Annotated in this window: 20 protein-coding genes; 15 read left to right on the forward strand and 5 right to left on the reverse strand. The window is 62.4% G+C overall.

What is annotated here, in order from left to right; translation table 11 throughout:
• Window positions 1–78: 78 nt before the first annotated feature.
• The 4 genes from JIN81_RS13340 to JIN81_RS13355 all read left to right on the forward strand — a co-directional run bounded on the left by JIN81_RS13340 (window position 79) and on the right by JIN81_RS13355 (window position 4,958).
• A complete protein-coding gene (locus JIN81_RS13340; RefSeq protein WP_234044889.1) occupies window positions 79–1,992 on the forward strand; it encodes a cation:proton antiporter in 1,914 nt (637 codons plus the stop codon).
• A gap of 7 nt (window positions 1,993–1,999) precedes the next feature.
• The gene (locus JIN81_RS13345) at window positions 2,000–3,691 is read left to right on the forward strand and encodes a DUF4407 domain-containing protein (protein ID WP_200280517.1); all 1,692 of its coding nucleotides are present in this window, start codon (window positions 2,000–2,002) and stop codon (window positions 3,689–3,691) included.
• 91 nt (window positions 3,692–3,782) lie between these two features.
• On the forward strand, window positions 3,783–4,538 hold the full coding sequence (locus JIN81_RS13350) for a class I SAM-dependent methyltransferase (RefSeq protein ID WP_200280520.1): 756 nt from the start codon (window positions 3,783–3,785) through the stop codon (window positions 4,536–4,538).
• Window positions 4,539–4,550: 12 nt separating this feature from the next.
• Window positions 4,551–4,958 (forward strand): hypothetical protein, encoded by a 408-nt coding sequence (locus JIN81_RS13355; RefSeq protein ID WP_200280525.1) that lies wholly within the window; start codon window positions 4,551–4,553, stop codon window positions 4,956–4,958.
• Here the strand turns inward: JIN81_RS13355 and JIN81_RS13360 are convergent.
• The 3 genes from JIN81_RS13360 to rpsN form a co-directional block, all read right to left on the reverse strand.
• Complete coding sequence (locus tag JIN81_RS13360) at window positions 4,901–6,331, reverse strand: hemolysin family protein (protein ID WP_200280528.1); 1,431 nt, start codon at window positions 6,329–6,331, stop codon at window positions 4,901–4,903. The genes JIN81_RS13355 and JIN81_RS13360 overlap by 58 nt on opposite strands.
• A gap of 7 nt (window positions 6,332–6,338) precedes the next feature.
• On the reverse strand, window positions 6,339–6,599 hold the full coding sequence (locus JIN81_RS13365) for an FmdB family zinc ribbon protein (protein WP_200280531.1): 261 nt from the start codon (window positions 6,597–6,599) through the stop codon (window positions 6,339–6,341).
• A gap of 64 nt (window positions 6,600–6,663) precedes the next feature.
• A complete protein-coding gene (gene rpsN / locus JIN81_RS13370) occupies window positions 6,664–6,933 on the reverse strand; it encodes a 30S ribosomal protein S14 (protein ID WP_200280548.1) in 270 nt (89 codons plus the stop codon).
• 159 nt (window positions 6,934–7,092) lie between these two features.
• Here rpsN and JIN81_RS13375 point away from each other — a divergent pair, with 159 nt between their 5' ends.
• The 11 genes from JIN81_RS13375 to JIN81_RS13425 all read left to right on the forward strand — a co-directional run bounded on the left by JIN81_RS13375 (window position 7,093) and on the right by JIN81_RS13425 (window position 17,855).
• The gene (locus tag JIN81_RS13375) at window positions 7,093–7,977 is read left to right on the forward strand and encodes a D-alanyl-D-alanine carboxypeptidase family protein (RefSeq protein ID WP_200280551.1); all 885 of its coding nucleotides are present in this window, start codon (window positions 7,093–7,095) and stop codon (window positions 7,975–7,977) included.
• A gap of 20 nt (window positions 7,978–7,997) precedes the next feature.
• Window positions 7,998–9,134, forward strand: coding sequence for an aminotransferase class I/II-fold pyridoxal phosphate-dependent enzyme (locus JIN81_RS13380; RefSeq protein WP_200280554.1), 1,137 nt, complete (start codon window positions 7,998–8,000; stop codon window positions 9,132–9,134).
• Between the two features lie 55 nt (window positions 9,135–9,189).
• On the forward strand, window positions 9,190–9,840 hold the full coding sequence (locus JIN81_RS13385; protein WP_200280557.1) for a 3-keto-disaccharide hydrolase: 651 nt from the start codon (window positions 9,190–9,192) through the stop codon (window positions 9,838–9,840).
• 72 nt (window positions 9,841–9,912) lie between these two features.
• A complete protein-coding gene (locus tag JIN81_RS13390) occupies window positions 9,913–10,728 on the forward strand; it encodes a sugar phosphate isomerase/epimerase family protein (RefSeq protein WP_200280560.1) in 816 nt (271 codons plus the stop codon).
• A gap of 39 nt (window positions 10,729–10,767) precedes the next feature.
• Window positions 10,768–12,387 carry a divalent metal cation transporter gene (locus tag JIN81_RS13395; protein ID WP_200280576.1) on the forward strand — a complete coding sequence of 540 codons (1,620 nt, stop codon included), beginning with the start codon at window positions 10,768–10,770 and terminating at the stop codon, window positions 12,385–12,387.
• Window positions 12,388–12,417: 30 nt separating this feature from the next.
• Window positions 12,418–13,461, forward strand: coding sequence for a Gfo/Idh/MocA family protein (locus tag JIN81_RS13400; RefSeq protein ID WP_200280580.1), 1,044 nt, complete (start codon window positions 12,418–12,420; stop codon window positions 13,459–13,461).
• A gap of 78 nt (window positions 13,462–13,539) precedes the next feature.
• The gene (locus JIN81_RS13405) at window positions 13,540–14,406 is read left to right on the forward strand and encodes a sugar phosphate isomerase/epimerase family protein (RefSeq protein ID WP_200280583.1); all 867 of its coding nucleotides are present in this window, start codon (window positions 13,540–13,542) and stop codon (window positions 14,404–14,406) included.
• A 113-nt stretch (window positions 14,407–14,519) separates the two neighbouring features.
• Entirely contained in the window at window positions 14,520–15,230 is a 711-nt protein-coding gene (locus JIN81_RS13410) for a YqjF family protein (protein WP_234044890.1), read from the forward strand.
• 282 nt (window positions 15,231–15,512) lie between these two features.
• Complete coding sequence (locus JIN81_RS13415; protein ID WP_200280589.1) at window positions 15,513–15,968, forward strand: GatB/YqeY domain-containing protein; 456 nt, start codon at window positions 15,513–15,515, stop codon at window positions 15,966–15,968.
• On the forward strand, window positions 15,968–16,624 hold the full coding sequence (gene ispD / locus JIN81_RS13420) for a 2-C-methyl-D-erythritol 4-phosphate cytidylyltransferase (protein ID WP_200280592.1): 657 nt from the start codon (window positions 15,968–15,970) through the stop codon (window positions 16,622–16,624). Before JIN81_RS13415 ends, ispD begins: the two co-directional genes overlap by 1 nt.
• Window position 16,625: 1 nt before the next feature.
• Window positions 16,626–17,855, forward strand: coding sequence for a M16 family metallopeptidase (locus tag JIN81_RS13425; RefSeq protein ID WP_234044891.1), 1,230 nt, complete (start codon window positions 16,626–16,628; stop codon window positions 17,853–17,855).
• Window positions 17,856–17,866: 11 nt separating this feature from the next.
• Here JIN81_RS13425 and JIN81_RS13430 read toward each other — a convergent pair whose 3' ends face one another.
• Both JIN81_RS13430 and JIN81_RS13435 read right to left on the reverse strand, forming a co-directional pair.
• Window positions 17,867–20,230, reverse strand: coding sequence for an alpha/beta hydrolase family protein (locus JIN81_RS13430; RefSeq protein ID WP_200280598.1), 2,364 nt, complete (start codon window positions 20,228–20,230; stop codon window positions 17,867–17,869).
• 60 nt (window positions 20,231–20,290) lie between these two features.
• A complete protein-coding gene (locus JIN81_RS13435) occupies window positions 20,291–21,358 on the reverse strand; it encodes a vWA domain-containing protein (RefSeq protein ID WP_200280601.1) in 1,068 nt (355 codons plus the stop codon).
• Between the last annotated feature and the right edge of the window lie 62 nt (window positions 21,359–21,420).

The raw sequence follows: 21,420 nt of genomic DNA on the forward strand, positions 1-21,420 counted from the left end.
CGCGTTTTCTTGGTTTGAGCCAAGCTTTCGTTGAATTCCAGTAGCCGAATGGCCGGATCTGCGCTCGTATTCCACCGCATGCCGGACCTCCTCATTCTCGCCAGTGCCAACGCCATGTCGCCTCTGGTCTACCTCACCCTCGTGCTCACCCTGGGGGTCATCGCCCAGTGGCTCGCCTGGCGCTTCAAGATGCCCTCCATCCTGCTTCTTCTCGCCTTCGGGTTCGGACTGGGCCACTGGACGGGCGTCCGCATCGACGACTACCTGGCAGCGGGCGAAGGACACTCCAGCCCGCTGCTCTCCGCCGTCGGCCTCTTCGTTGCCATCATCCTGTTCGAAGGCGGCCTCACGCTGAAATTTCGTGAACTCAGGGTTTCCGGGCTCCCCGTGCTCCGACTCTGCACGGTCGCCGTCCTGCTTTCGTTCGGACTCACCACCGTCTTCATGTGGAAGGCGCTCGGCTATGACCTGCGACTCTCCGCCCTGGTCGGCGCCATTCTGACCGTCACCGGGCCGACCGTGATCGCGCCGCTGCTCCGGCATGTGAATCCCACCCGGAAGATTGCCTCCATCATCAAATGGGAAGGCATCGTCGTCGACCCGATCGGAGCCATTCTCGCCGTGCTTGTGTTCAAGGCCGCCCTTGCCTCCGATGCCGATGCCGCATGGACGGTCGCCGGCATCGCCATCGCCAAGGTCCTCGCCGTCGGTGTGGTCGGCGGATTTGCTCTCGGAAAGATCATCGAGGTCCTGCTGCGTCGCCACTGGATTCCCGATTACCTGCAACCGGTCTTCCTCCTCGCCGTGGTCGCCGCCGCCTTCACCCTGTCCAATTGCATCGAGAAGGAAGCCGGGCTGGTGACCGTGACCGTCCTCGGAATCGCCCTTGCCAACCAGCGTTCGGTTTCCGTGCGACACATCCTCGAATTCAAGGAAAACCTCCGCACCCTGATCATCTCCTCCCTGTTCATCGTGCTGTCCGGACGCCTCACCCTCGATGACCTCTCCGGCGTCCTCGTGAACGGCACCATCCTCCTTGCCTTCATCATCCTCGTTGCCCGGCCCCTGTCCGTCTACGGTTCGCTGATGTTCTCGGACCGCACCAGCGGCGCGGAGCGCACCTTCCTCGCCTTCCTCGCCCCGCGTGGAATCGTGGCTGCAGCGGTCGCGTCCATCTTCGCCCTGGAATTCGAGACCGCGGCGGTCACCGGACAGCACTTCGGCGATCAGGCCGAGGTCATCGCACAACAAGCCACCGAACTCAGCGCTCTCATCTTCCTCATCATCATCGGCACGGTCGCCATCTACGGCCTCGGAGCCGCCCCGCTCGCCCGCCGTCTCGGCCTCTCTTCCCGGAACCCGACCGGCATTCTCTTCGCTGGTGCCGATCCATGGGCCCGCCTGGCGGCAAAGGCGCTTCAGGACGACGGTCATCAGGTCATGCTGCTCGATACGAACTACGCCAACATCTCGGCCGCCAAACTGCTCGGCCTCGAGGCCCATCGCGCGAACATCCTGTCCGAGTTCGCCGAGGAGGAACTCGATTTCAACGGGCTGGGGTCCCTCGTCGCCGGCACCCCGAACGACGAAGTCAACTCGCTCGCCACCCAGCGCTTCATCCACCAGTTCGGGCGGGCCGGTGTCTGGCAGATCGCCCCCGCCGACCTCGATTCCCATGAGCACACCTCGGCGGCTTCGGACGTGCGTTCGCAGATTTGCTTCACCGGAGCCCCCGGTCACCCGGCCCTGCAGGACCTCGCAGCCGGCGATTCGGTGGTGAAAAAGACCCAGATCACCGAGGTCTTCACCTTCGAGAACTTCGTCGAAACCTACCGCGAAAGCTCATGGATCATCCTCTTCCTTTCCAGCTCCGGCCGTGGGCTGCGCCCGGCACCCGCTGACCTCGAAACAGTGCCCGCGGGGACCACCCTCTACTACCTGATCGACGCCGAGCCCCTACCCGTTGAAACACCCGGCTCTCCCACGGAGTAGTCCCCCCATGCTTCAGTCGATCAAACGCGGCTTCTTCTGGCTTTCCGGCGCCGGTACGGAAACCCTCGAGCAATGCCCGAACTGGGAACAGCGGAAGTATGTCGCCTTTGGCGCCACCGTGCTCGTCCCCTGCATCTTCGCGTTCATCGCCTGTGCCTACGCTCTGTCGACCCTGACCGACAAGAACCAGTTCATCTTCCCCATCGCGGCGGTCTGGGCCTTCATCATCCTCACCATCGACCGCGCCCTGCTCGCCGGCTACCGGCCCTTCCTCTCCTGGTGGCGGAAGCTCTCGCAGTTCGCCCTGCGACTTCTGGTCGCCGTCCTGATGGGCCTGACCATCGCCCACCCCCTCGTCCTGCTGCTCTTCCGCGACACCGTCAGTTCGGTCATCGAAGAAGAACGGGCCGCGGAAATCGAGGTAGTCCGCAGTGATTTTTCCAACTCCAAGGCCAAAGTCCGCTCGCAGATCGATGGGCTCGAGGCGGAAATCGCGAATCAGCGCGAGAAATGGACCGAGACCTTCCAAGCGAGGTTCATCATCCAGGATCGCGAGGATGCCGATGCCGCCCTGCCCGGACTGACCGCCGAACAGCAGCAGGAACTCGATGCGTCCATCGCCGAGGCCACCAAACCCTACACCGACCGCCTGAAAGTCGTTCAGGAACAGAGCGACGAGCTCACCCCCACCTACGCGAAACTCCAGACCGAGTTGGGATTCTGGCAGACCGAGTATGAGCGGGAACTCAACGGCCAGCGCTCCGGACTCGTCGGAGAAGGGCCGCGCGCACGGTCGATCAAAGCCGATCAGCTGGAACCCCGCCGCACGGAGTCGCAACGCATCGGCGCCCTGCTCGAGCACCTCAGCGCGGAGAAAGCCACCCTCCAGACCCAGATCCGCGAGGCCGAAAAGAACTCCATCGCCGCCTTCGATGCCCGATTGGCCCAGATCGAAGCCGCCAATCAAGCCGAAGCGGAACGAGTGGCCACCCTCAAGCGTCAGGTCGAGGAAGACCAGGCCCAGGCCTTCGTCACCCAACAGAACGCCCTGCGGGAAACCATCAAGCAGCAGATCGACTCGCTGCTGGCGGAGCTGGAATCCACCCAGACCGAGCTCGCCGCCGTCGGCACCGAGGAACGCACCCGGATCACCCAGCTTCAGAACGAACCGCGGCGCGATGTGCTCACCCAGACACTTGCCCTCCACAAGCTTTTCGAGAACGGCGCTGAAGGAGGCAAATTCGCCTACTACACCTACATCATTTTGACGGCGCTCTTCATGCTCGTCGATACCATCCCGCTGGTCGTGAAGTTCTTCACCAAACCCGGCCCGTACGATCGCCTGCTCGACCGCGACGAGGTCTCGTTTGAAACCGAGCACGCTGCCTTCAACGAGAGCCGCCAGCGCTACATGGACCGACTCGCCGGCGGCAACCTGATCGCGGTGACCCGCAACAAACAGCTCGAGCACGCCCTGGTCGACGGTGTCGAACACTCCCGCGCAGCCCGCGAGTTCCTCGATTCACTCATTGCCATGGAGCGCTCGTTTGCCGAACAACTGCGGATCGAGCAGGAAGCCAGCGTGAACGCCGGCCCCGAAAAGGCCGCCGCCCTGGAGGCCATGAAGCAACGCTTCTACGAAGATCTCCACCGCCGTATGGAGGTGTTCTTCTCCAACCGGCAGACGACCACCGGTTAGGTGGCCGGCCGGGTTTCAGAAAGGAAGCCGAGGCGGCTCCCGCCCACATTCCCTTTGCGTCGCTGCCGACTTGGCGGTTCACTCCCCGCCCATGGGATCCGCCTACGACTCACTTGAAGCCGAGCTTCACGACGCCTTCTGGGATGCCGAAGACAGCCCGGAGCTCGACTGGCTGGACGCCCTGCTGAAGCAGCACCCCGGCCCGGCCCTGGAAGTCGGTAGCGGCTCCGGCCGATTACTCCTCCCTCTCCTCGCGAAAGGCCACAAGATCGAGGGTCTCGAGCCGTCCCCGGCCATGCTGGATCTCTGTCGGGAAAGCGCCGCCCGGCAGAAGCTCACGCCTGTTCTCCACGAAGGAACGATGGGCGATTTCAAAACCACCACGCGCTACCGCTCCATCCTGATCCCCGCCTTCACCCTCCAGCTCTCCGACGACCCCGGGGCCGACCTCGAAGTCCTGCGGAAGCATCTAACCGGCGATGGCATCCTCTATCTCACCACCTTCATTCCCTACGCCGAGATCGATGGCGAGCTGCCCGAGAACGAATGGTATCCCGATCACGAACTGGAGCTGCCCGATGGCGGCAAGGCCCATCTGAAGACCCGCCACACCATCGACCGCGAGGCCCAGACGCTGCACCGTGAGCACCACTACGAACTCACGGGCCCCAACGGGTCACGGGAACATCACTCCACCCAGACCGTCCGTTGGTTCACCGCCTTCCAGCTCCACAAGCTGCTGACCGACCACGGCTTCGAACCCGAACGGGGCATCGGCGATTTCGATGAGAACGAACCGATCTCGGAGGACAGCCAGATCCTCACCGTCGTCGCACGGAAGGCCTGACCCCGACATCCCATGATCGACCCGCTCCTCGTCGTCGGCATCCTTGTCGGGCTGGTGGTGCTATGCGTCGCCGTCGAACTCATCCTCATCTTTGGACACGGCCTGTCCTTTTTTTCCAGCAGCTACCGTTGGTGGCGCGCAAGGCGGGAAGGAACCACCGTGATCGAAATCACCCACATGCTGCAATGCCATCTCCTGTCAGGCACCCTGAACGTGGGAACCGAACTGGTGGTGGGCGCCAACCACGAATGGGATGGCGACACCCTGAAGCGCCTTGGAGTTTCCGGGGTTCCGTTTCCGGAAGGGTGCATTCTAACCGTCGTTCGAATCCACTCCGACGGAATCGAGGTCAGACCCGCGACTCACTCCTCCTCGTCGGCGCCCTCGACCACCGCCGCCGGCTCAAGCCGCAGGAAGTGAACCTGACCCACACGGCGTCCGTCGGTGCCGGTCACCTTGGCTTCCCAGCCTTGGATCTCGACGACTTCACCCGCTTCGGGGAAACGGCCGAGCTGCTGGGTGATGTAGCCACCCACCGTGGTCACTTCACCACTTTCCAGATCGAGGGACTCCTCAATATCGGACAGGTCGTTCAGCGTGAGTGTGCCGTCGACGACAAACTCCCGGTCGCTGACACGCACAAACTCGGGACGCTCGTTGTCGAACTCGTCCTGAATGTCACCGACGATCTCCTCGATCACATTGTCGAGGAAGACGATGCCGACCGGAGTGCCGAATTCATCGACCGCCAGCGCAAGGTGGGCCCGTTCCTTGAGGAAGAACTTGAGCAGTGAATCGAGTGGCATGGTGTCGGGCACCATCTTCAGCTCGCGCTTGATCCGCATCAGGTCGGGATCCGATTCTCCGACCAGACGCAGCACGTCCTTGATGTGAATCAGGCCGATGTGGTTGTCGAGGTGTCCACCTTTGACCAGCGGGAACCGGGTGTGCTTGGTCCGCAGTGCGAGCTCGAGCTGTTTCTCGAAATCATCGTCGGCATCCAGCACGATCACATCCTGCCGCGGCGTCATGACGTCGCGCACCTTCAGGTCGTTGAGCTCAAGTGCATTGACCGCGATCTCGCGCTCCATGTCGGTCACTTCCATCGCGGCCCCGCTTTGAGCCACCAGCAGCGCCAGTTCATCGGATGAGTGGACATGGTCGCCCTCCGATATGGGATCGATCCCGAAGAGCTTCTTGAGGAGCAGGTTCGCCGTGCTGTTGAGAATCCGGATCGCCCAGTTGAAGAAGGTGTAGAAGGCCACCAGCGGCTTCGCGATCTTCAAGGTCGTCTCCACCGGCATGCGGATAGCCATCGACTTCGGCATCAACTCACCGACGACCACATGGAGGAAGGTGAAGGAAATGATCGCGATGAAGAACGAGATGTAGCGGATCGGCTGAAGCACGATGAAGCCGAGCTCCACCGTCTGGGGCGTCCCAAGGTCCTTCAGGATCGGGGCGATCAGAGCGAACACGAAAGGTTCACCGAGGAAACCGAGCGCGAGGGAAGCGATCGTGATCCCCAGCTGATTGGCCGAAAGGTAGCCATCCAGGTGAGCCACCACGTGCTGCGCCTGCTTGGCCCTCCCGGGTTCCTCCCTCTCGATGGTTTCGAGCTGGCTCGGCCGCACCTTCACGATCGCGAACTCCGAGGCCACGAAGAAGGCATTCAGCAGCAGGAAGAAAAGGATCCCGGCAAGGTAAAGGATCGACTTCCCCAGCGAGGGAAGATGATCGGGAATCTCGCCATTGGACAAAGCGAGCAGCATGCCGTCGTGAAACACGTTCATTGCAGCATCACAGCTTTTCGTAGGTGCCCTGGTCGCGCTTCTCGAGCACGGTGAAGCCCGCCTTCTTGGCGTCGCTCACAGACAAGGGTTTCGCCACCTTCGGCGTATTGACACGCGAGATGACCTTGCGCACCGGATTCCTGCAAAGCAGGCACTTCTCAAGCGGAGCCCGGTCCACCGGACGTCTCAACTCAAATCCACGACGACAAACGCGACAAGATCGCTCGGGATCGTCGGGGTTCTCGGAACAGTATTCGTAGATCGGCATGGTGCGACAGGGAACGAGAGGTTTCCGTTCCCCGTCAGGGAGTGTAATCGGCGAATCGCCGAAATTACCAGCTCGACTTCGTCACGCCGGGGATCATCCCGTGCGAAGCCAGCTCACGGAAACTAATCCGGGAAAGGCGGAAGCGACGAAGGAAGGCACGACGACGACCGGAGTATTCGCACCGGTTGACGAGGCGAGTCGGGCTCGCGTCACGTGGCAACATCGTCAGGCCGATATAATCCTTCTCTGCCTTCAATTTGTGACGAAGGTCAGAGTACTTGGCGACGGTGCGCTTTTTACGTTCGTTGCGTGCGATCCAGCTTGCTTTAGCCATAATTCGGGGCGCGGTGGATACCCCATCCACCGCCTATTGCAAGTCAAATGCGGCGATTTTTCCATCTTCAGGGCAGATTTCCCGACTTGGGCCGAAATTCGACGTTTTTCCTCCCTCAATCCGCTTGAGCCTCCGCCCCACCGCGGCTTTCATCGTGCCATGCTTTGGCAACCCACCCTCCGCCTCCTCTCCATCCTGGCAGGCGCCTTGATCTTCAGCGCCTGCGGCAGCGAGCCCGGCTCCAGCCAGATCTCGAGCCAACCATCGAGCATCTCATCCGGTGGCGGCGGGATCCCCAGCATCGCGCCACCCCAGATCTACGGCGAAAGCGCCATCGTCATCGATGCCCGCTCCGGCCAGGTCCTTTATGCCAAGAATGCGGATCAGCGCCGTCCGGTCGCCTCAACGCAAAAGATCGTCACCGCCCTCGTCGCCCTCGATGCCGGAAACCTCAACAAGACCATCACCATTCAGACCAGCGACACCCGCTGCGAACCCACCAAGCTCTACCTGCGCCCCGGCGAAACCTACACCCGCGGGTACCTGACCAAGGCGCTCGTCGTCAAAAGCGGCAATGACGTCGCCCGCGCACTTGCCCGCGACCTCGGCGGCTCGCAGGAAGGATTCTCCGCGCTGATGAACCGCAAGGCGGCCTCGCTCGGCATGCGCAATTCCTACTTCATCAACCCGAATGGCCTGCCGGCAACCGGCCAATACTCGACCGCCCGCGACATCGCCATCGCCGCCCGCGTCGCCTATCGCTCCTCGACCATGCGCTCCTGGACCAACACCCAGCGCTACACCTTCCAGTATTCCAACGGGCGCACCAAGGTCCTCGAGAACACCAACAAGCTGCTCAAACGCGTTCCTTACTGCGACGGCATGAAAACCGGCACCACCAACGCCGCCGGACGCTGCTTGGTTTCCTCAGGCACCTTCAACGGACGCTCGGCCATCGCCGTGGTGCTGAAAAGCAATTCCCGGCACGTCTGGGATGACTCGGAGAGCCTGCTCCGCTGGGCACTCGAGTCGCCCCGCCGCTGAGTCTCCAGGGATTCCCGCCGATGCGCACTCCCGCTGAAGAACTCGCGTCGCTGGCGGAGGCCGACCTGCTCAGGGAGCTCAGACCCGTGGAAATCCTCGGTGGCACCTACGTCGGACGCGACCGCACCGGGCACTGGAACTTTGCCTCCAATGACTACCTCGGATTGTCGCAGGACGAATCGATCCGCGCCGCATTTCATGAGGGCCTCGACCGCTTCGGCCACGGGGCGGGAGCATCCCGGCTCATCACCGGCACACAACCACCCCACGTCGCCTTCGAGGAAGCCCTCGCCGCAGCGAAAGGCACTGAATCAGCCCTGCTCTTCTCATCCGGCTTCGCCACCGCCGTGGGTGCCATCCCCGCCATCGTCCGCAAGGGCGACTTCGTCATCCTCGACAAGCTCAGCCATGCCTGCCTGATCGACGGCGCACGGCTCTCCGGAGCCACCCTGCGGGTATTTCCCCACAATGACCTCGGCAAACTGGAGTCCCTGCTGAAAAGCATCCGCGCCAAGGATCCCATGGCACGCATCCTCGTCGCCACCGAGTCCGTCTTCTCGATGGACGGTGACCTCTGCCCGCTCGAAGAGATCGTCAACCTCAAGAACACGCACGACGCCCTCCTGCTCCTCGACGAAGCCCACGGCTTCGGCGTCCTCGGCCCGACCGGCATGGGGCTGGCGGAAGAGACCGGACAGCAGGACCAAGTCGACTTTCACATGGGCACCCTCAGCAAGGCCGCGGGGCTCTCCGGCGCCTACCTCGCCTGCTCCGCGGAATGGAAGGCTCTGCTGGTCAACCGGGCACGTTCCTTCATCTTCTCCACCGCCCCTCCTCCCGCGCTGGCACATGCCGCCTCCGCGGCCCTCGAGCTGATCCGCTCGGACGATGGCAAGGCACTTCGCAAACAGCTTCAGCAGCACATCGTCACGCTGAGACCCAATGGGCCACCGACACCCATCGTGCCGAAGATCTTCGGCAGCAATGCCGCTGCCCTTGGCGCCTCCGACGCTCTCGCAGTGGAAGGATTCCTCGTTCCCGCCATCCGCTACCCCACGGTCCCTCGCGGAACCGCCCGACTCCGGATCTCCCTATCGGCCCAACACCCCGAGGACATCGTGCACCGGCTCAATCGACAAATCGCGCGATTTTCTTGAACACATTCAGGGCTTGTATCACGTATCCCACACCGTAAACCTGTCCGACAACTTCATGAAAATCATCGCATTCACCCTGCTTCTCGCCGCGTCACTCCTCTCTGCCGCAGAGGAAGGATTCACCCCCCTCTTCAATGGCAAGGACTTCACCGGATGGAAAAAAGTCAACGGCAACGGTGAGTTCAAGGTGGATGGCGACTGCATCGTGGGCTTCGGCGAAAACGTGAAGAAGAACACCTTCCTCCGCACCGAAAAGACTTACGGCGACTTCGATTTCCGCTTCGACATGAAGTTCGACACCCTCGAGGGCAATTCCGGCATGATGTTCCGGGCTCTGCAGAAGCCGGGCGAAGACGGCCGGGTGCACGGCTACCAGTGCGAGCACGACAACGGCAAAGGTCGCGCGTGGACCGCAGGCCTCTACGACGAAGCCCGCCGCGGCTGGCTCTTCCCGGACAAGAAGGACAAGGAGGCATGCGCCGCATTCACCAAGCAGGGCAAGGAAGTCATCAAATGGGACGACTGGAACAGCATCCGCATCCTCTGCGAAGGCAAGCGCATCCAGATCTGGATCAACGGGGAACCCCGCGTCGACTACACCGACGAAGCCAAAGAATTCACCCCGGAAGGTTTCTTCGGCCTCCAGGTCCACTCCGGGAAAGCCTGCAAGGTTCGTTGGCGCAACCTCCGTGTGAAGGAACTCTGATCCCCGCAGATCCGAGCGACTCACAGAGGAAAACCCAAGCAACGAAGCCGTCCAATACCTGCCGCAACACTGATGCGCTTCGCCATCTGCAACGAAACCTATGGAGATGTGACGCTTGCCGAGTCGGCAAGACTCGCTTCTTGCCACGGTTACCGCGGCCTTGAGATCGCCCCGTTCACCCTTGGTGACGAACCCGGCTCGATCACCCCGACGCAGGCCTCCGCCTGGGGGGATCAAGTCCGCAACGAGGGCGTCGACGTCGTCGGCCTGCACTGGTTGCTGGCAAAAACGGAGGGCTTCCACCTCACCCACCCGGACGATTCGATTCGCGCCACCACCTTGGACTACACCCGTCGCCTTGCCGACCTGTGCCACGGTCTTGGAGGGAAGATCATGGTCTGGGGCAGCCCGCAACAACGGTCCCTCGAATCAGGCTGGAGCTACGAAGACTCCTTCAAACGCGCCACCGATCTCCTCCGGGCTGCCGCCGAGCACTGCGAAACTCTTGGCATCACCATCGCCATGGAGCCCCTCGGTGAGATCGAAACGAACTTCCTCACCACCGCAGCAGAAACCATCCGCCTGTGCCAAGCCGTCGACCACCCATCCTGCAGACTCCATCTGGATGTGAAGGCGATGAGCTACGAATCCGAGACCATCGGTGACATCATCCGCGCATCGAAGGAGTGGACGGCACACTTCCATGCCAACGACCCCAACCTGTACGGCCCGGGCATGGGAAATACGTCCTACGACGACATCGTCCCCGCCCTGCGCGAGACCGGCTACGATGGCTGGATCAGCGTCGAGGTATTCAAATACGACCCGTCACCGGAAGCCGTCGCCACCACCTCCCGCGCGAACCTGAAAAAATTCTTCGGCGAATAGCCTCCTCCTGTTTCCCTTTTCCAAACCCATCCACCACTCATGAGCAACTACGAACGAGAACTTCAAATGGTCGAAGAAGCGTCCCGCAAGGGACCTCTCGGCAAGGCCGCCATCTACACCAAGCTGTCCGGCCCAGGCTGGATGCAGGGAGCCATCACCCTGGGAGGTGGCTCGCTTGCAGGGGCGCTCTATCTCGGGGTCATCGCCGGCTTCGGGCTGATGTGGTTGCAGCCCCTCGCCATGATCTGCGGCATCATCATGCTCGCCGCCATCGCCTACGTCACCCTTAGTACCGAGCAGCGACCCTTCGGCGCCATCAATCAGCACCTTTCTCCGCTGCTCGGCTGGTCGTGGCTGATCGCCACCATCATGGCCAACATCGTTTGGTGCATGCCGCAGTTCGGCCTCGGCACCGCCGCAATCCAGCAGAATCTGTTTCCCTCCATCGGCTCGGGCACCGGCACCACCATCGCCATCTGCGCGGTCATGTTCTTCATCGCCTTCGGCATCAACCTGCTCTACGAGTCGGACGGCAAGGGAGTGAAGGTCTTCGACTGGATCATCAAGATCCTCGTCGGACTGATCGTCCTCTCCTTCTTCGCGGTGGTGATCACCCTGACCACCAATGGTGCGATCAACTGGGGTCAGATCTTCGCGGGCCTCATCCCCGACCCTTCGCTGCTCTTCAAGCCATCATCCTCCTTCGATGCGCTGATCGCCGCCTCCTCCAACCCGGACTGGTGGACCGCACACATCATCAAGGATCAGCGCGACATCATCGTCACCGCCTTCGCCACCGCGGTCGGCATCAACATGACCTGGCTCCTCCCCTACTCCCTGCTCAAGAAGCGTTGGGGCAAGAAGCATCGCGGCCTCGCCATCTTCGACCTGTCGATCGGTCTCTTCATCCCCTTCTTCCTCGCCACCTCCTGCGTGGTCATCGCCGCCGCCTCGCAGTTCCACGCCAAGACCGACGATGTGGAACCCGGCTCGGGTGCCAAGACCATTGCCGCCCTCGAAGCATCATACGCCAAGACGCCTGAATCGGCTGTGCCGGCAAACGACAGCGACCAGCGCCTCGCCGACATGCTCGTGAAGCGGAACAACTTCCAGTTGGCCACAACCCTCGAACCGCTCGCCGGCAAGACGGTCTCCCAGAAGATCTTCGGCTTCGGCGTCCTCGGCATGGCCATTTCGACCATCATCATCCTCATGCTGATGAATGGCCTCGCGTTCCAGGAGCTGTTCGGCAAGCCCAACAACAAGACGGTCCACCTCTTCGGCTGTGCCGTTTCCGGCATCGCCGGCACCTTCGGCCCATTCCTCTGGACCGGACCGGCCAAGGCCGCGCTCGCCATTCCCACCTCGGTCATCGGCGGTTCGCTCATCCCGATCGCCTACTTCACCTTCTTCCTCATGATGAATTCGAAGAAGGTCCTCGGTGAAAACCTTCCGTCCGGAGGGAAGCGGGTCCTGTGGAACACCCTCATGGCCACCGCCACCGGCATTGCCACACTCGGTTCATTCTGGGTCCTTCACGGCAAGACCAGCCTGCCGGGTTGGCAGGGTGCCGTCGCCTGGGGTGGCCTCGGGTTCCTCGTCCTTCTCTTCGTCGTCGGCACGGTCTCCTTCCTCAAGAACGAGCAGAAGCCTGCCTGATCCCCCCTTTTACCCACCACTTCAAAGACTATGAAATTCGGAATCATTGGTGCCGGCATGATCGGCCATTTCCACGCCAAAGCCATCACCGCCATGACCGGTGGCGAACTCCACTCGGTCTTCGACCTCCGCCAGGAAGCCGCTGAGAAGCTCGCGGACGAGTATGGAGCCAAGGCCTTCTCGAACATCGACGAATTCCTCGCCGATCCCGAGCTCGAAATCGTCACGGTCGGCACCCCGTCCGGTGCCCACCTCGACCCCTCCCTCGCGGCCCTGAATGCCGGCAAACACGTGATTTGCGAGAAACCCCTCGAGATCACCACCGACCGCATCGACCAACTCATCGAAGCCGCCGAGAAGAACGGCAAGACCATCGCCGCGGTCCTCAACCGACGCTTCCACCCCGGCATGGACGCCTTCAAGAAAGCCGCCGACGAAGGTCGCTTCGGCATCCTCACCAATGCCTCGTGCTACGTGAAATGGTACCGCGATCAGGCCTACTACGACTCCGCCGGATGGCGTGGCACCTGGGCCCTCGATGGTGGCGGCGCCCTGATGAACCAGTCGATCCACACCGTCGACGCCCTGCTCTATCTCGCCGGCCCGGTGAAGTCGGTGCAGGCCAACACCGCCTGCCTCGCCCACGAACGCATCGAAGTGGAAGACATCGTCGTCGCCATCGTCGAGTTCGAAAGTGGTGCCCGCGGCGTGATCGAATGCTCCACCTGCACCTGGTCCAAGGACGGCCACCCGGCACGCGTCCAACTCTCCGGCACGGAGGGCTCCGTCTTCCTTGCCGACGAAGCCTTCGAGATCTGGGATTTCATGGAGGAGAAACCCGAGGACGCTGAGATCAAGAGCACCCTGATGAAAGGCCAGGAAGCCGGACTGGGTGCCAACGACCCCAGCGCGATCAACTTCTACCAGCACCAGCGCAACTTCGAGGAAGTCGTCAATGCCATCCACGAAGGACGTGAACCCACGACCTCGTCTGCCGAAGCTCGCAAACCGGTCGAACTCATCCAAGCCATCTACCAGTCCGCTCAAAACGGCGGCCAGAAGATCACCCTCTAAACCGTGGCTGGAGCGTCCCGCTCCCGTCCGTCGTCCGGGCGTCCCGCCCGGACAAAGACCACCACCCCAGATTGCCTCATGAAACTCACCGGATTCGCCGACGAAGCCTCCCGCGACCTCGCCAAACAGATCGCCGCCACCAAAGACATCGGTTGGAGCGCCATCTCCGCCCGCATGATCGGCGACAAGAACATCCACGAACTGTCGGATGCCGATTTTGACAAGGCCGCCTACGAACTCGACGCCGCGGGCATCCAGGTTCCCGAATTCGGTTCACTCATCGGGAACTGGGCCAAGACCATCGATTCTGACTTCGACATCACCCTCGCGGAAATCGACCGCGCCATCCCCCGCATGAAGCGGCTGAACACCCAGCTCATCCGCGTCATGTCCTACGCCCAGAACCCATGGGGCGAAGACCAGGAGGAAGACGAACGCTTCCGCCGGTTGCGCGAAATCGTCGCACGCTTTTCCGATGCCGGCCTGACTGCCATCCACGAGAACTGCATGAACTGGGGTGGATTCTCCGCCGACCACACCTTGCGCCTGGTCGAAGAAGTCCCCGGCCTGAAGCTCGTCTTCGACACCGGCAACCCCGTCTTCCAGCGCGACCGCTCGAAGCCGGAACCATTCCCGTGGCAGGACTCGTTCGAGTTCTGGGAAAAGGTCCGCGATCACGTCGTCCACATCCACATCAAGGACTGCATGTATCCCGAACCCGGAGCCGACGAACCGGAATACACCATGCCCGGTGAAGGCCAGGCGAAACTCCGCCGCATCCTCAGCGATGCCAAGGAACGGGGCTACGACGGCTGGATCGCCATCGAACCCCACGTCGCCACCGTCTTCCACGCTGCCGACCCGACCGATGTCGACTGGCAGCAGTGCTACGACTCCTACGTCGACTACGGCAAACGCTTCGACGCACTGCTCAGCGAGGTCTGAGCTCCGATGAACCGTGCTGCGGTCATCTCGTCAACGGCATCGCCACTGCAGGGCGGTGCCGACGCCCCTCCCCCACCTGACCGATGACCCCCACCCTGCATCGACGGCTGGCCATGCGCGATCGCCCGATCGGCAGGCCCGTCATGTCACAGCGCTGGGCCAACCTCCTCTTCCTGCATTGGCAGGTCGATCCCGAGGAACTCTCGCCGCATCTCCCGGAGGGCCTTCATCTCGACCTCCACGAAGGCAACGCCTGGCTGGGCATCGTCCCCTTCCACATGCAGCGCATCCGCCCGAGCGGACTGCTCCCGCTGCCGTGGTTGTCATGGTTCCTCGAACTGAATGTCCGCACCTACGTCCACGACGAGCAGGGCAACCCGGGCGTGTGGTTCTTTTCGCTCGATTGTGACCAACCGCTCGCCGTCGAGTTTGCCCGGCGCAGCTTCCACCTGCCCTACCAGCACGCCTCGATGAAAAGCCGGAACAAGGACGGCAGCATCCACTACAGTTGCCGTAGGCGTGGCGAGGAAGCCAGCGCGGACTACGTCTATCAGGCGACCGGCCCACGGACGCTCGCCAAACCCGGATCCCTCGAGTTCTTTCTCGCCGAGCGATACCTGCTGATTTCCCACTCCCCGGATGGCTCCCTGCGTTACGGCCGGGTTCACCATTCCCCCTACCAACTGGCCCCGGCACGCTGCGAACCGTGGAGCGCGCTCCCCGCCGAATGGAACGGGATCCACCTGCCCGACTCGCCTCCGCACTCCACCCTGTGGGCGGATCCGGTCGATGTTTCAGTCTTCCCTCTCCGCCCCGCCTGCTAGGGATGCGCTGATTCATTCCGCATGGCGCGGCTCCAAGTCATATTCCCATCAGGCACGGCGCAACGAGAGAGCAGATCGAGATCAACGCCCGCCTGTCCACCGTAGTCCTGCCGTAGGAAGAAGGAGCAGGAGTTCGTCGAGGCGCGCAGGGGTGAAAGGAGGATATCCGAGGCCGCCGTCCCGGTTAGCCGCCCCATCGCCGCCTTCCTATCCCAGTCCCCCCCGATCGGAACAAACGGATTTCGCCTTTCCCCGAACGCACCCGGCGTCTAGGAAAGCGACATGAGTTCACTCAATGACCGCATCCCGCAGGACCTCAAGGAAGCGATGAAGGCGAAGGACGCCACCCGCCTGACCCTGATCCGGGCCCTCAAGACCGCCATGACCAATGCCGCCATCGAGAAGGGCGGCCTCGGAACGGAACTGACCGATGCCGAGGTCACCGCGATCGTGCGCAAGCAACTCAAGCAACGTCAGGACTCCTTCAAGCAGTTTTCCGATGCCGGTCGCGACGAACTCGCCGCCAAGGAGCAGGCTGAGATCGAGATCCTCGAGGGCTACCTCCCCGCCGCCATGAGCACCGATGAGGTGGTGGCTCTGGTTGAAGCCGTAATCGCTGAAACAGGAGCCAGCACCAAGGCCGACATGGGCAAGGTCATGGGCCTCCTGCAGAAGCGCTCCGAAGGCCGCGCCGACGGCAAGACCCTCTCCCAAGAGGTGGCCAAGCGACTTTCCTGATGTCCTGCGCCGCCGTCATCGTGGCATCCGGCAGCAGCCGGCGGATGGGCTTCGACAAGCTGGCGGCCGAACTGAACGGCCGCCCGGTCCTGCGCACCAGCATCGACCGGTTCATGGCTTCCCCGTCGATCACCCGGGTGGTCGTCGTGTGCCCTCAGGAACGCTTCGATGCCCTGCTCGATGGCGAGTTCCCAAAGCCCCTCGAACGCGTCGATGGCGGGGCGGAACGCCAGGATTCGGTCATCGCCGGCCTGAACGCACTGGATACTGAAACCCTGGTGGCCGTCCACGACGGGGCGCGCCCGCTGATAACCGTCGAGGCCATCGAGACCTGCATCGCAGCCGCCACGGAATTCGGTGCCGCCAGCCTTGCCCGCCCCATCAGTGAAACGATCAAACGGGCCGATGCCCGTGGCTTCAGCCAGGAGGGCGTCGATCGCGACGGACTCTGGCACACCGAGACCCCCCAGATTTTCAAGACCAAACTGCTCAAGGAGGCGTACGAGCTGGTTTGCGCGAATGGACTCGCCGTGACCGACGAAGTCTCCGCGGTCGAAGCCCTCGGGGTCGAGACGAAGTTGGTCACATCGGCAACGCCCAACCTCAAGATCACCCATCCCGCCGATCTGGCGCTCGCGGAGGCCCTTGTCCACTGAGATGCGTGCTTCTTACGAGACTTTCCTTACTTCCAACGGAATGCGCCTGGCCTTCGCTCCGTTGCCCGACAGCGAATGCACGGCGGTCTCAATCCACATTCCGGCCGGAAGCCGCGACGACCCATCCGGGCACGAGGGCATCGCCCACTTCGTCGAGCACATGTCCTTCAAGGGAACGGTCCGCCGTGATGCTCGGGACATCAGCCTCGATGCGGAGAATGTCGGCGCATCCCTGGACGCATTCACCAGCGAGGAACAGACCGTTTACGAGGCACGTGGTGATGCGGAAACCCTTCCCCTCCTCGTGGACATCCTCTGCGACATGGTCTGGCACTCCACCTTCCCCGCCGCCGAGATCGATTTGGAACGGGAGGTCATCGCCGAGGAAATCGTGATGTATCAGGAGGCTCCCGGAGATCACATCACCGACCTCCTTTCACGCGCCCTGTGGGGAAACCACTCGCTCGGCCAGCCCATTTCCGGATCGCTGGAAAGCATCCGACGCATTGATCAGCCCGCCCTTCAGAAGTTCGCCCTGCGGCACCATCGGCGCAGCGACATCGTCATCGCCGTCGCCGGCCCCCATCAGGCCCCGGACGTTCTGGAGCTGCTCGAAGGACTGCTTCCGCCCTCGACCGGACCCACGGAGTCCCCCCCCTTCATCGACGACGCGGTGCCCACGAGGCATGAGGTCGAGCGACGGGATACCCAGCAACTCCAACTCGCCCTGGCCTACCGCAGCTTTGGTCGCACGGACCCTCGACGCCACGCCCTCAACCTGCTGTCCATGATCCTCGGCGAAGGTGCCAGCTCGCGCCTTTTCCAACGCCTGCGCGAGGAACGCGGTCTGTGCTATCAGGTCAGCTGCGACGCTTCGTTGCTGTCGGATACCGGCTCACTCGAAATCCACGCGGGGCTCGATCCGGCATCGCGCGACGAAGCCATCCGCTGCATCGAGGAGGAACTGCAGGATCTGGCCACCCACGGCCCGCGGGAAGGCGAGCTCGCGCGGGCGAAACGCCTCGCAGCCAGCCAAAGTCGCGCCGGGATGGAATCAACCTCGGCCCATGCGTCGTGGATCGGCGAATGCATCCTTCACCACGGTTCCATCATCACCCCGGCCGAGGCCCTCGAGAAGGCCCGGGCGGTCACCCCCGAGCAGGTGCAGGCCGTCGCCCGGGAGATTTGCACTCCCGAGCGCCTCGCGCTTGCCGAGATCAAGCCCAGATAAGGGCCCGCCTGCTACGAGCCGAAGTCCGGGTTGTGTTTCTTCAGCAACTCCAGCGCCTTCTCGGCTGAAACTTCATCGCCCTCGCCTTCGCGGTGCCAGTTTAGTTCTCGGGCACACTGACCGGCGTAGAGGGTCTCGATCGACGGCTCCTCGTCGAATTCCTCGAAGGAGGACCAAGTGGTCGAACCGACGAAGCCATAGTAGGTTTCCGGCTCCGCCCCTTCCTTCGGCAGGTGGGTGAATCGGAAGATGCGCATCATCTGCTTCTCCTCGGACGGCGGCCAGTAGAGTTCCTGCGCATCGATCTGCTCGAGCGTCTCAGGCACCTCGCCAAGCTCATTGGGATGGCGCAGCCAATCGGCCATGTCCGCCTTCGCCACGAAGTCCGGCTCCCTTGCGGCAGCAGGCACTTCATCGGCCAGCTCAAGCTCCTCGAGGTAACTCACCGCCAACTCGGACCAGCCGACATCCAGACAGGCCTTCTGAAGATACTCCAATCCCAGGTCGCCGTCCGTCCGCACGTCGGACCATGCCACTTCCATCCGCACACTCGGTGACGGATGCCTGAGCCCGAGCTCGACGAGCCCTTCCCTCGTTTCGTCATTCACGAATGCCAGGCCGAATCCGGCAGCGAAGGCATCGTCACTCTCCGGAGCCAGCCAGTCCTTCAGACACTTCGCCCCGGCAGGCGTGTCGTATGGATGATCCCCCTCCCATTCCTCGTCGAAATGCATCCGATTGATCCGCGTGAGAAGCATCGCCCCTGTCGGTCCAGCCGGCGGTTGCCCTTCGAAGGACTCCAGCAACTCCTCAAAGATTCCGTCATCACAGTCGAACGCATCGAACACGCCCTCCCAGCGCCAGTGCCCTTCGGCAAATCCGTCCTCCAACCAATTGGAGATCAACTCGCTCACCCGTCCATCAATGTTCCAGATCAGCGTCTCGACCACATCCAGTATCGCCCGCTGCTGTTCTTCCGAAGCTTCGGATTCCGCATGTTTCCGCAGCCACTTGTGAATGATCACCGCCGCTTCCTCCTCGAACTCCATGAGGACATCATCCTCGTAGCAGTACTCGATCAGTGAAACGACCGTCGCCATGTCCTCTGCGGCCTCATCCCCATCCTTCTCCGCACAAGTCTTCAGCGCCCTCACCATGGCGGCGAGATCCCCGAGGTCATCCACCGCCACTTCCTCACCCAGCTCGTCCAGCATCTCCCGAAGATCGCCGCCCTCCTCCATCCAGCGCGCGAGCACCTCATCGACCGGCTTGTTGTGGACCACATCCCACGCCTCGTTCAACTCATCCAAGGTCACCTCGATCGAGCACCCCGGCCCGATGTCCGCCTTGATCTTCTTCGCCACCAGCTCGGTCGTCGGAGCCAGGATATCGAAGTGATCACCGGGCAACTGGAAGGCAGCGAAGCCGACGCCGTGCTTCGCAGCCATCCGTTCCATCGCCGCCGCCTGATCCTGATAGCTCGAGTAGCCGCCCTCGAAGTAGAAGGTCGGACACGCAATGTACGGCGTATATCGTATCGCACTCCGCAATTCATGTCCGCGGTCGACGTCACCTCCATACGGGGTGTTTCCATAACCCACCCCGTCCGACATCACCGCCACCATGTCCGGCGCGCCTCCGAATGAGAAGGCAGCGCGCACCTCCGCCCCGCTCGCCGCCGCCAGCAGCACCAACGTGCCCCCGGTGCTGTGCCCGGCCAGATAAACCCGGTCCGGGTCGACGTGGGGCTGCGATTTGACGAAATCCACGGCAGCCAGCAGGTCATCGACCTCGCCGAAAAACAGCTCGAAGCGTCCGGGATTATCGTTCTCACCCCGCCACGACGGGCACATCACCACCAGATCTTCATCGAGAAATGCACGCACCGATTGGTCGTTCTCCGGATCCGCCTCTTCCCAGAGGTAGCTGCCGATGCCTCCGAATCCTCCCTTGGCCCAGACCACGGCCGGGCGTCGCTCGCCGTCGCCCGGATCAGGCGTGAGGTAGGCGGCCAGCTCACCGACTTCCGACGGATACCGGATCAACTCGAACTCAGAGCCATCGGGATCATCCGGCGTCCCGGACGGCTCGAACTCCACGTCCTCCAGCCACTCATGGACATAGCCTTCACGCTCCTCGTTCAGGCCAAGCTCAGCGGCCACCTGCTCGTTGGAAATTGACGCAGCAAGCGATTCTGATCTCTCCGCGACACGATACACCACCGCGGCAGCAACGATCACCGATACGATGCCGATCACCCCGACGACCCCCAGAACGATCCACAGCCACAACAGCGACTTTTTCTCGGTGCGTCCGACAGCAGCTTCGGGACGCGGCGGCAGGGACGGAGGCAAGGGAGGCGGCTGTAAACTCATGCCGCAAAGGCTTCTAGCCTCCTGCCCGCGGCACAATCAAAAAAGGAATGGACCGTGAGGTCACTGATCGAGGGTATATTTCTCGGCAGCCATCCCCGAGTAGGCCTTGCCCTGATAGATCATGGTGAAACGCCCGCCGGTCTCATTGGCCATGTCCCACATCGCCCGGGCCTGCTCGCCGGGCTCCTCCATGGCGAAGGTGTCGATCGGCACCCCCGTCGGATTCATCTCGTCGATGCGGACCAGCACGTCATCCAGGTCGGAAGGCTCACCATCCGAGAGGAGGTAAATGATGTCCGGTGGTGGCGACATCGAGAGCGCCATCTTCAGAGGCGAATACCACACCGTGCCCCGACCCGTTCCCATCGTCTGGATCTTCTCCTTGAACACGCCCTTGATGTGGTCCGACGCCTGATGCCAGGCAACCGGAGGCGTTTCGTTCAGGCCATTCCAACCGTTGTTGGCGTGATCCGGCCCGTCCGTGGAGATCGTCCACGCCGTGTGCGAGAAGAAGATCACGTTGAAATTCATGTTCGGCTTCAGCGAACTGATGGATCGCGTGAGCTCCTTTTTCAAGGCATCCAATCGCGTTCCCCCACCCGGTGCGTCGGAACGCATCGACTCGGAGTAGTCCACGGCATAGATCACGCGGCGCCCTTTGCGGGGAGTACCGAAGAACGAGGATCCCCCTCCACCGTCGCCATCGCCATCACCGGAACCAAAGCCCGCGGTGAAGTCGTCATCCATGCCGAACGGCGTCGTCGGATTCGAAACTTCCGGCATCGGCACCGCGACCGGCGCTTCGACCGCCGCGGCAATCACCCGAGCCATCGAGGAACTCGAGCTACTCGGCTTGGGCCTCACACCGGCAGCCAACTGCGGACGGTCCACCGGGTTGTCCTCGGGCGGCACCGGGGCGTTGTAGCTGACGATGACGTCGACCTCCGTGAAACGGGGCAGAATGGCGATCAACCAGAGGATCCCGGCAATCAGTCCGAGGACGATGAACGAGACCACGAGCGACTGGATCGAATCGACCCGTCGCTGCTTGGCGACCAGTTGTTCCAAGTGGAATGCCGCATCCTGGGGAGGAGCTTCGGTCGTATACAACTGAGGTGGGTGGGCCATGACTGGGTGTTTTCCGTGACTCCACCACACCCGTGCAGGGACCACCAGAAGAACTTCGCCGA

Origin of the sequence: Haloferula rosea (assembly GCF_016595525.1) — a bacterium.
Taxonomy (GTDB): domain Bacteria; phylum Verrucomicrobiota; class Verrucomicrobiia; order Verrucomicrobiales; family Akkermansiaceae; genus Haloferula; species Haloferula rosea.

What these genes read in the sequence shown, in the direction of transcription:
- JIN81_RS13340 (WP_234044889.1), top strand. Translation starts at nt 79, where the DNA reads ATGCCGGACCTCCTCATTCTCGCCAGTGCCAACGCCATGTCGCCTCTG.
- JIN81_RS13345 (WP_200280517.1), top strand. Translation starts at nt 2,000, where the DNA reads ATGCTTCAGTCGATCAAACGCGGCTTCTTCTGGCTTTCCGGCGCCGGT.
- JIN81_RS13350 (WP_200280520.1), top strand. Translation starts at nt 3,783, where the DNA reads ATGGGATCCGCCTACGACTCACTTGAAGCCGAGCTTCACGACGCCTTC.
- JIN81_RS13355 (WP_200280525.1), top strand. Translation starts at nt 4,551, where the DNA reads ATGATCGACCCGCTCCTCGTCGTCGGCATCCTTGTCGGGCTGGTGGTG.
- JIN81_RS13360 (WP_200280528.1), bottom strand. Translation starts at nt 6,331, where the DNA reads ATGAACGTGTTTCACGACGGCATGCTGCTCGCTTTGTCCAATGGCGAG.
- JIN81_RS13365 (WP_200280531.1), bottom strand. Translation starts at nt 6,599, where the DNA reads ATGCCGATCTACGAATACTGTTCCGAGAACCCCGACGATCCCGAGCGA.
- rpsN (WP_200280548.1), bottom strand. Translation starts at nt 6,933, where the DNA reads ATGGCTAAAGCAAGCTGGATCGCACGCAACGAACGTAAAAAGCGCACC.
- JIN81_RS13375 (WP_200280551.1), top strand. Translation starts at nt 7,093, where the DNA reads ATGCTTTGGCAACCCACCCTCCGCCTCCTCTCCATCCTGGCAGGCGCC.
- JIN81_RS13380 (WP_200280554.1), top strand. Translation starts at nt 7,998, where the DNA reads ATGCGCACTCCCGCTGAAGAACTCGCGTCGCTGGCGGAGGCCGACCTG.
- JIN81_RS13385 (WP_200280557.1), top strand. Translation starts at nt 9,190, where the DNA reads ATGAAAATCATCGCATTCACCCTGCTTCTCGCCGCGTCACTCCTCTCT.
- JIN81_RS13390 (WP_200280560.1), top strand. Translation starts at nt 9,913, where the DNA reads ATGCGCTTCGCCATCTGCAACGAAACCTATGGAGATGTGACGCTTGCC.
- JIN81_RS13395 (WP_200280576.1), top strand. Translation starts at nt 10,768, where the DNA reads ATGAGCAACTACGAACGAGAACTTCAAATGGTCGAAGAAGCGTCCCGC.
- JIN81_RS13400 (WP_200280580.1), top strand. Translation starts at nt 12,418, where the DNA reads ATGAAATTCGGAATCATTGGTGCCGGCATGATCGGCCATTTCCACGCC.
- JIN81_RS13405 (WP_200280583.1), top strand. Translation starts at nt 13,540, where the DNA reads ATGAAACTCACCGGATTCGCCGACGAAGCCTCCCGCGACCTCGCCAAA.
- JIN81_RS13410 (WP_234044890.1), top strand. Translation starts at nt 14,520, where the DNA reads ATGCGCGATCGCCCGATCGGCAGGCCCGTCATGTCACAGCGCTGGGCC.
- JIN81_RS13415 (WP_200280589.1), top strand. Translation starts at nt 15,513, where the DNA reads ATGAGTTCACTCAATGACCGCATCCCGCAGGACCTCAAGGAAGCGATG.
- ispD (WP_200280592.1), top strand. Translation starts at nt 15,968, where the DNA reads ATGTCCTGCGCCGCCGTCATCGTGGCATCCGGCAGCAGCCGGCGGATG.
- JIN81_RS13425 (WP_234044891.1), top strand. Translation starts at nt 16,626, where the DNA reads ATGCGTGCTTCTTACGAGACTTTCCTTACTTCCAACGGAATGCGCCTG.
- JIN81_RS13430 (WP_200280598.1), bottom strand. Translation starts at nt 20,230, where the DNA reads ATGAGTTTACAGCCGCCTCCCTTGCCTCCGTCCCTGCCGCCGCGTCCC.
- JIN81_RS13435 (WP_200280601.1), bottom strand. Translation starts at nt 21,358, where the DNA reads ATGGCCCACCCACCTCAGTTGTATACGACCGAAGCTCCTCCCCAGGAT.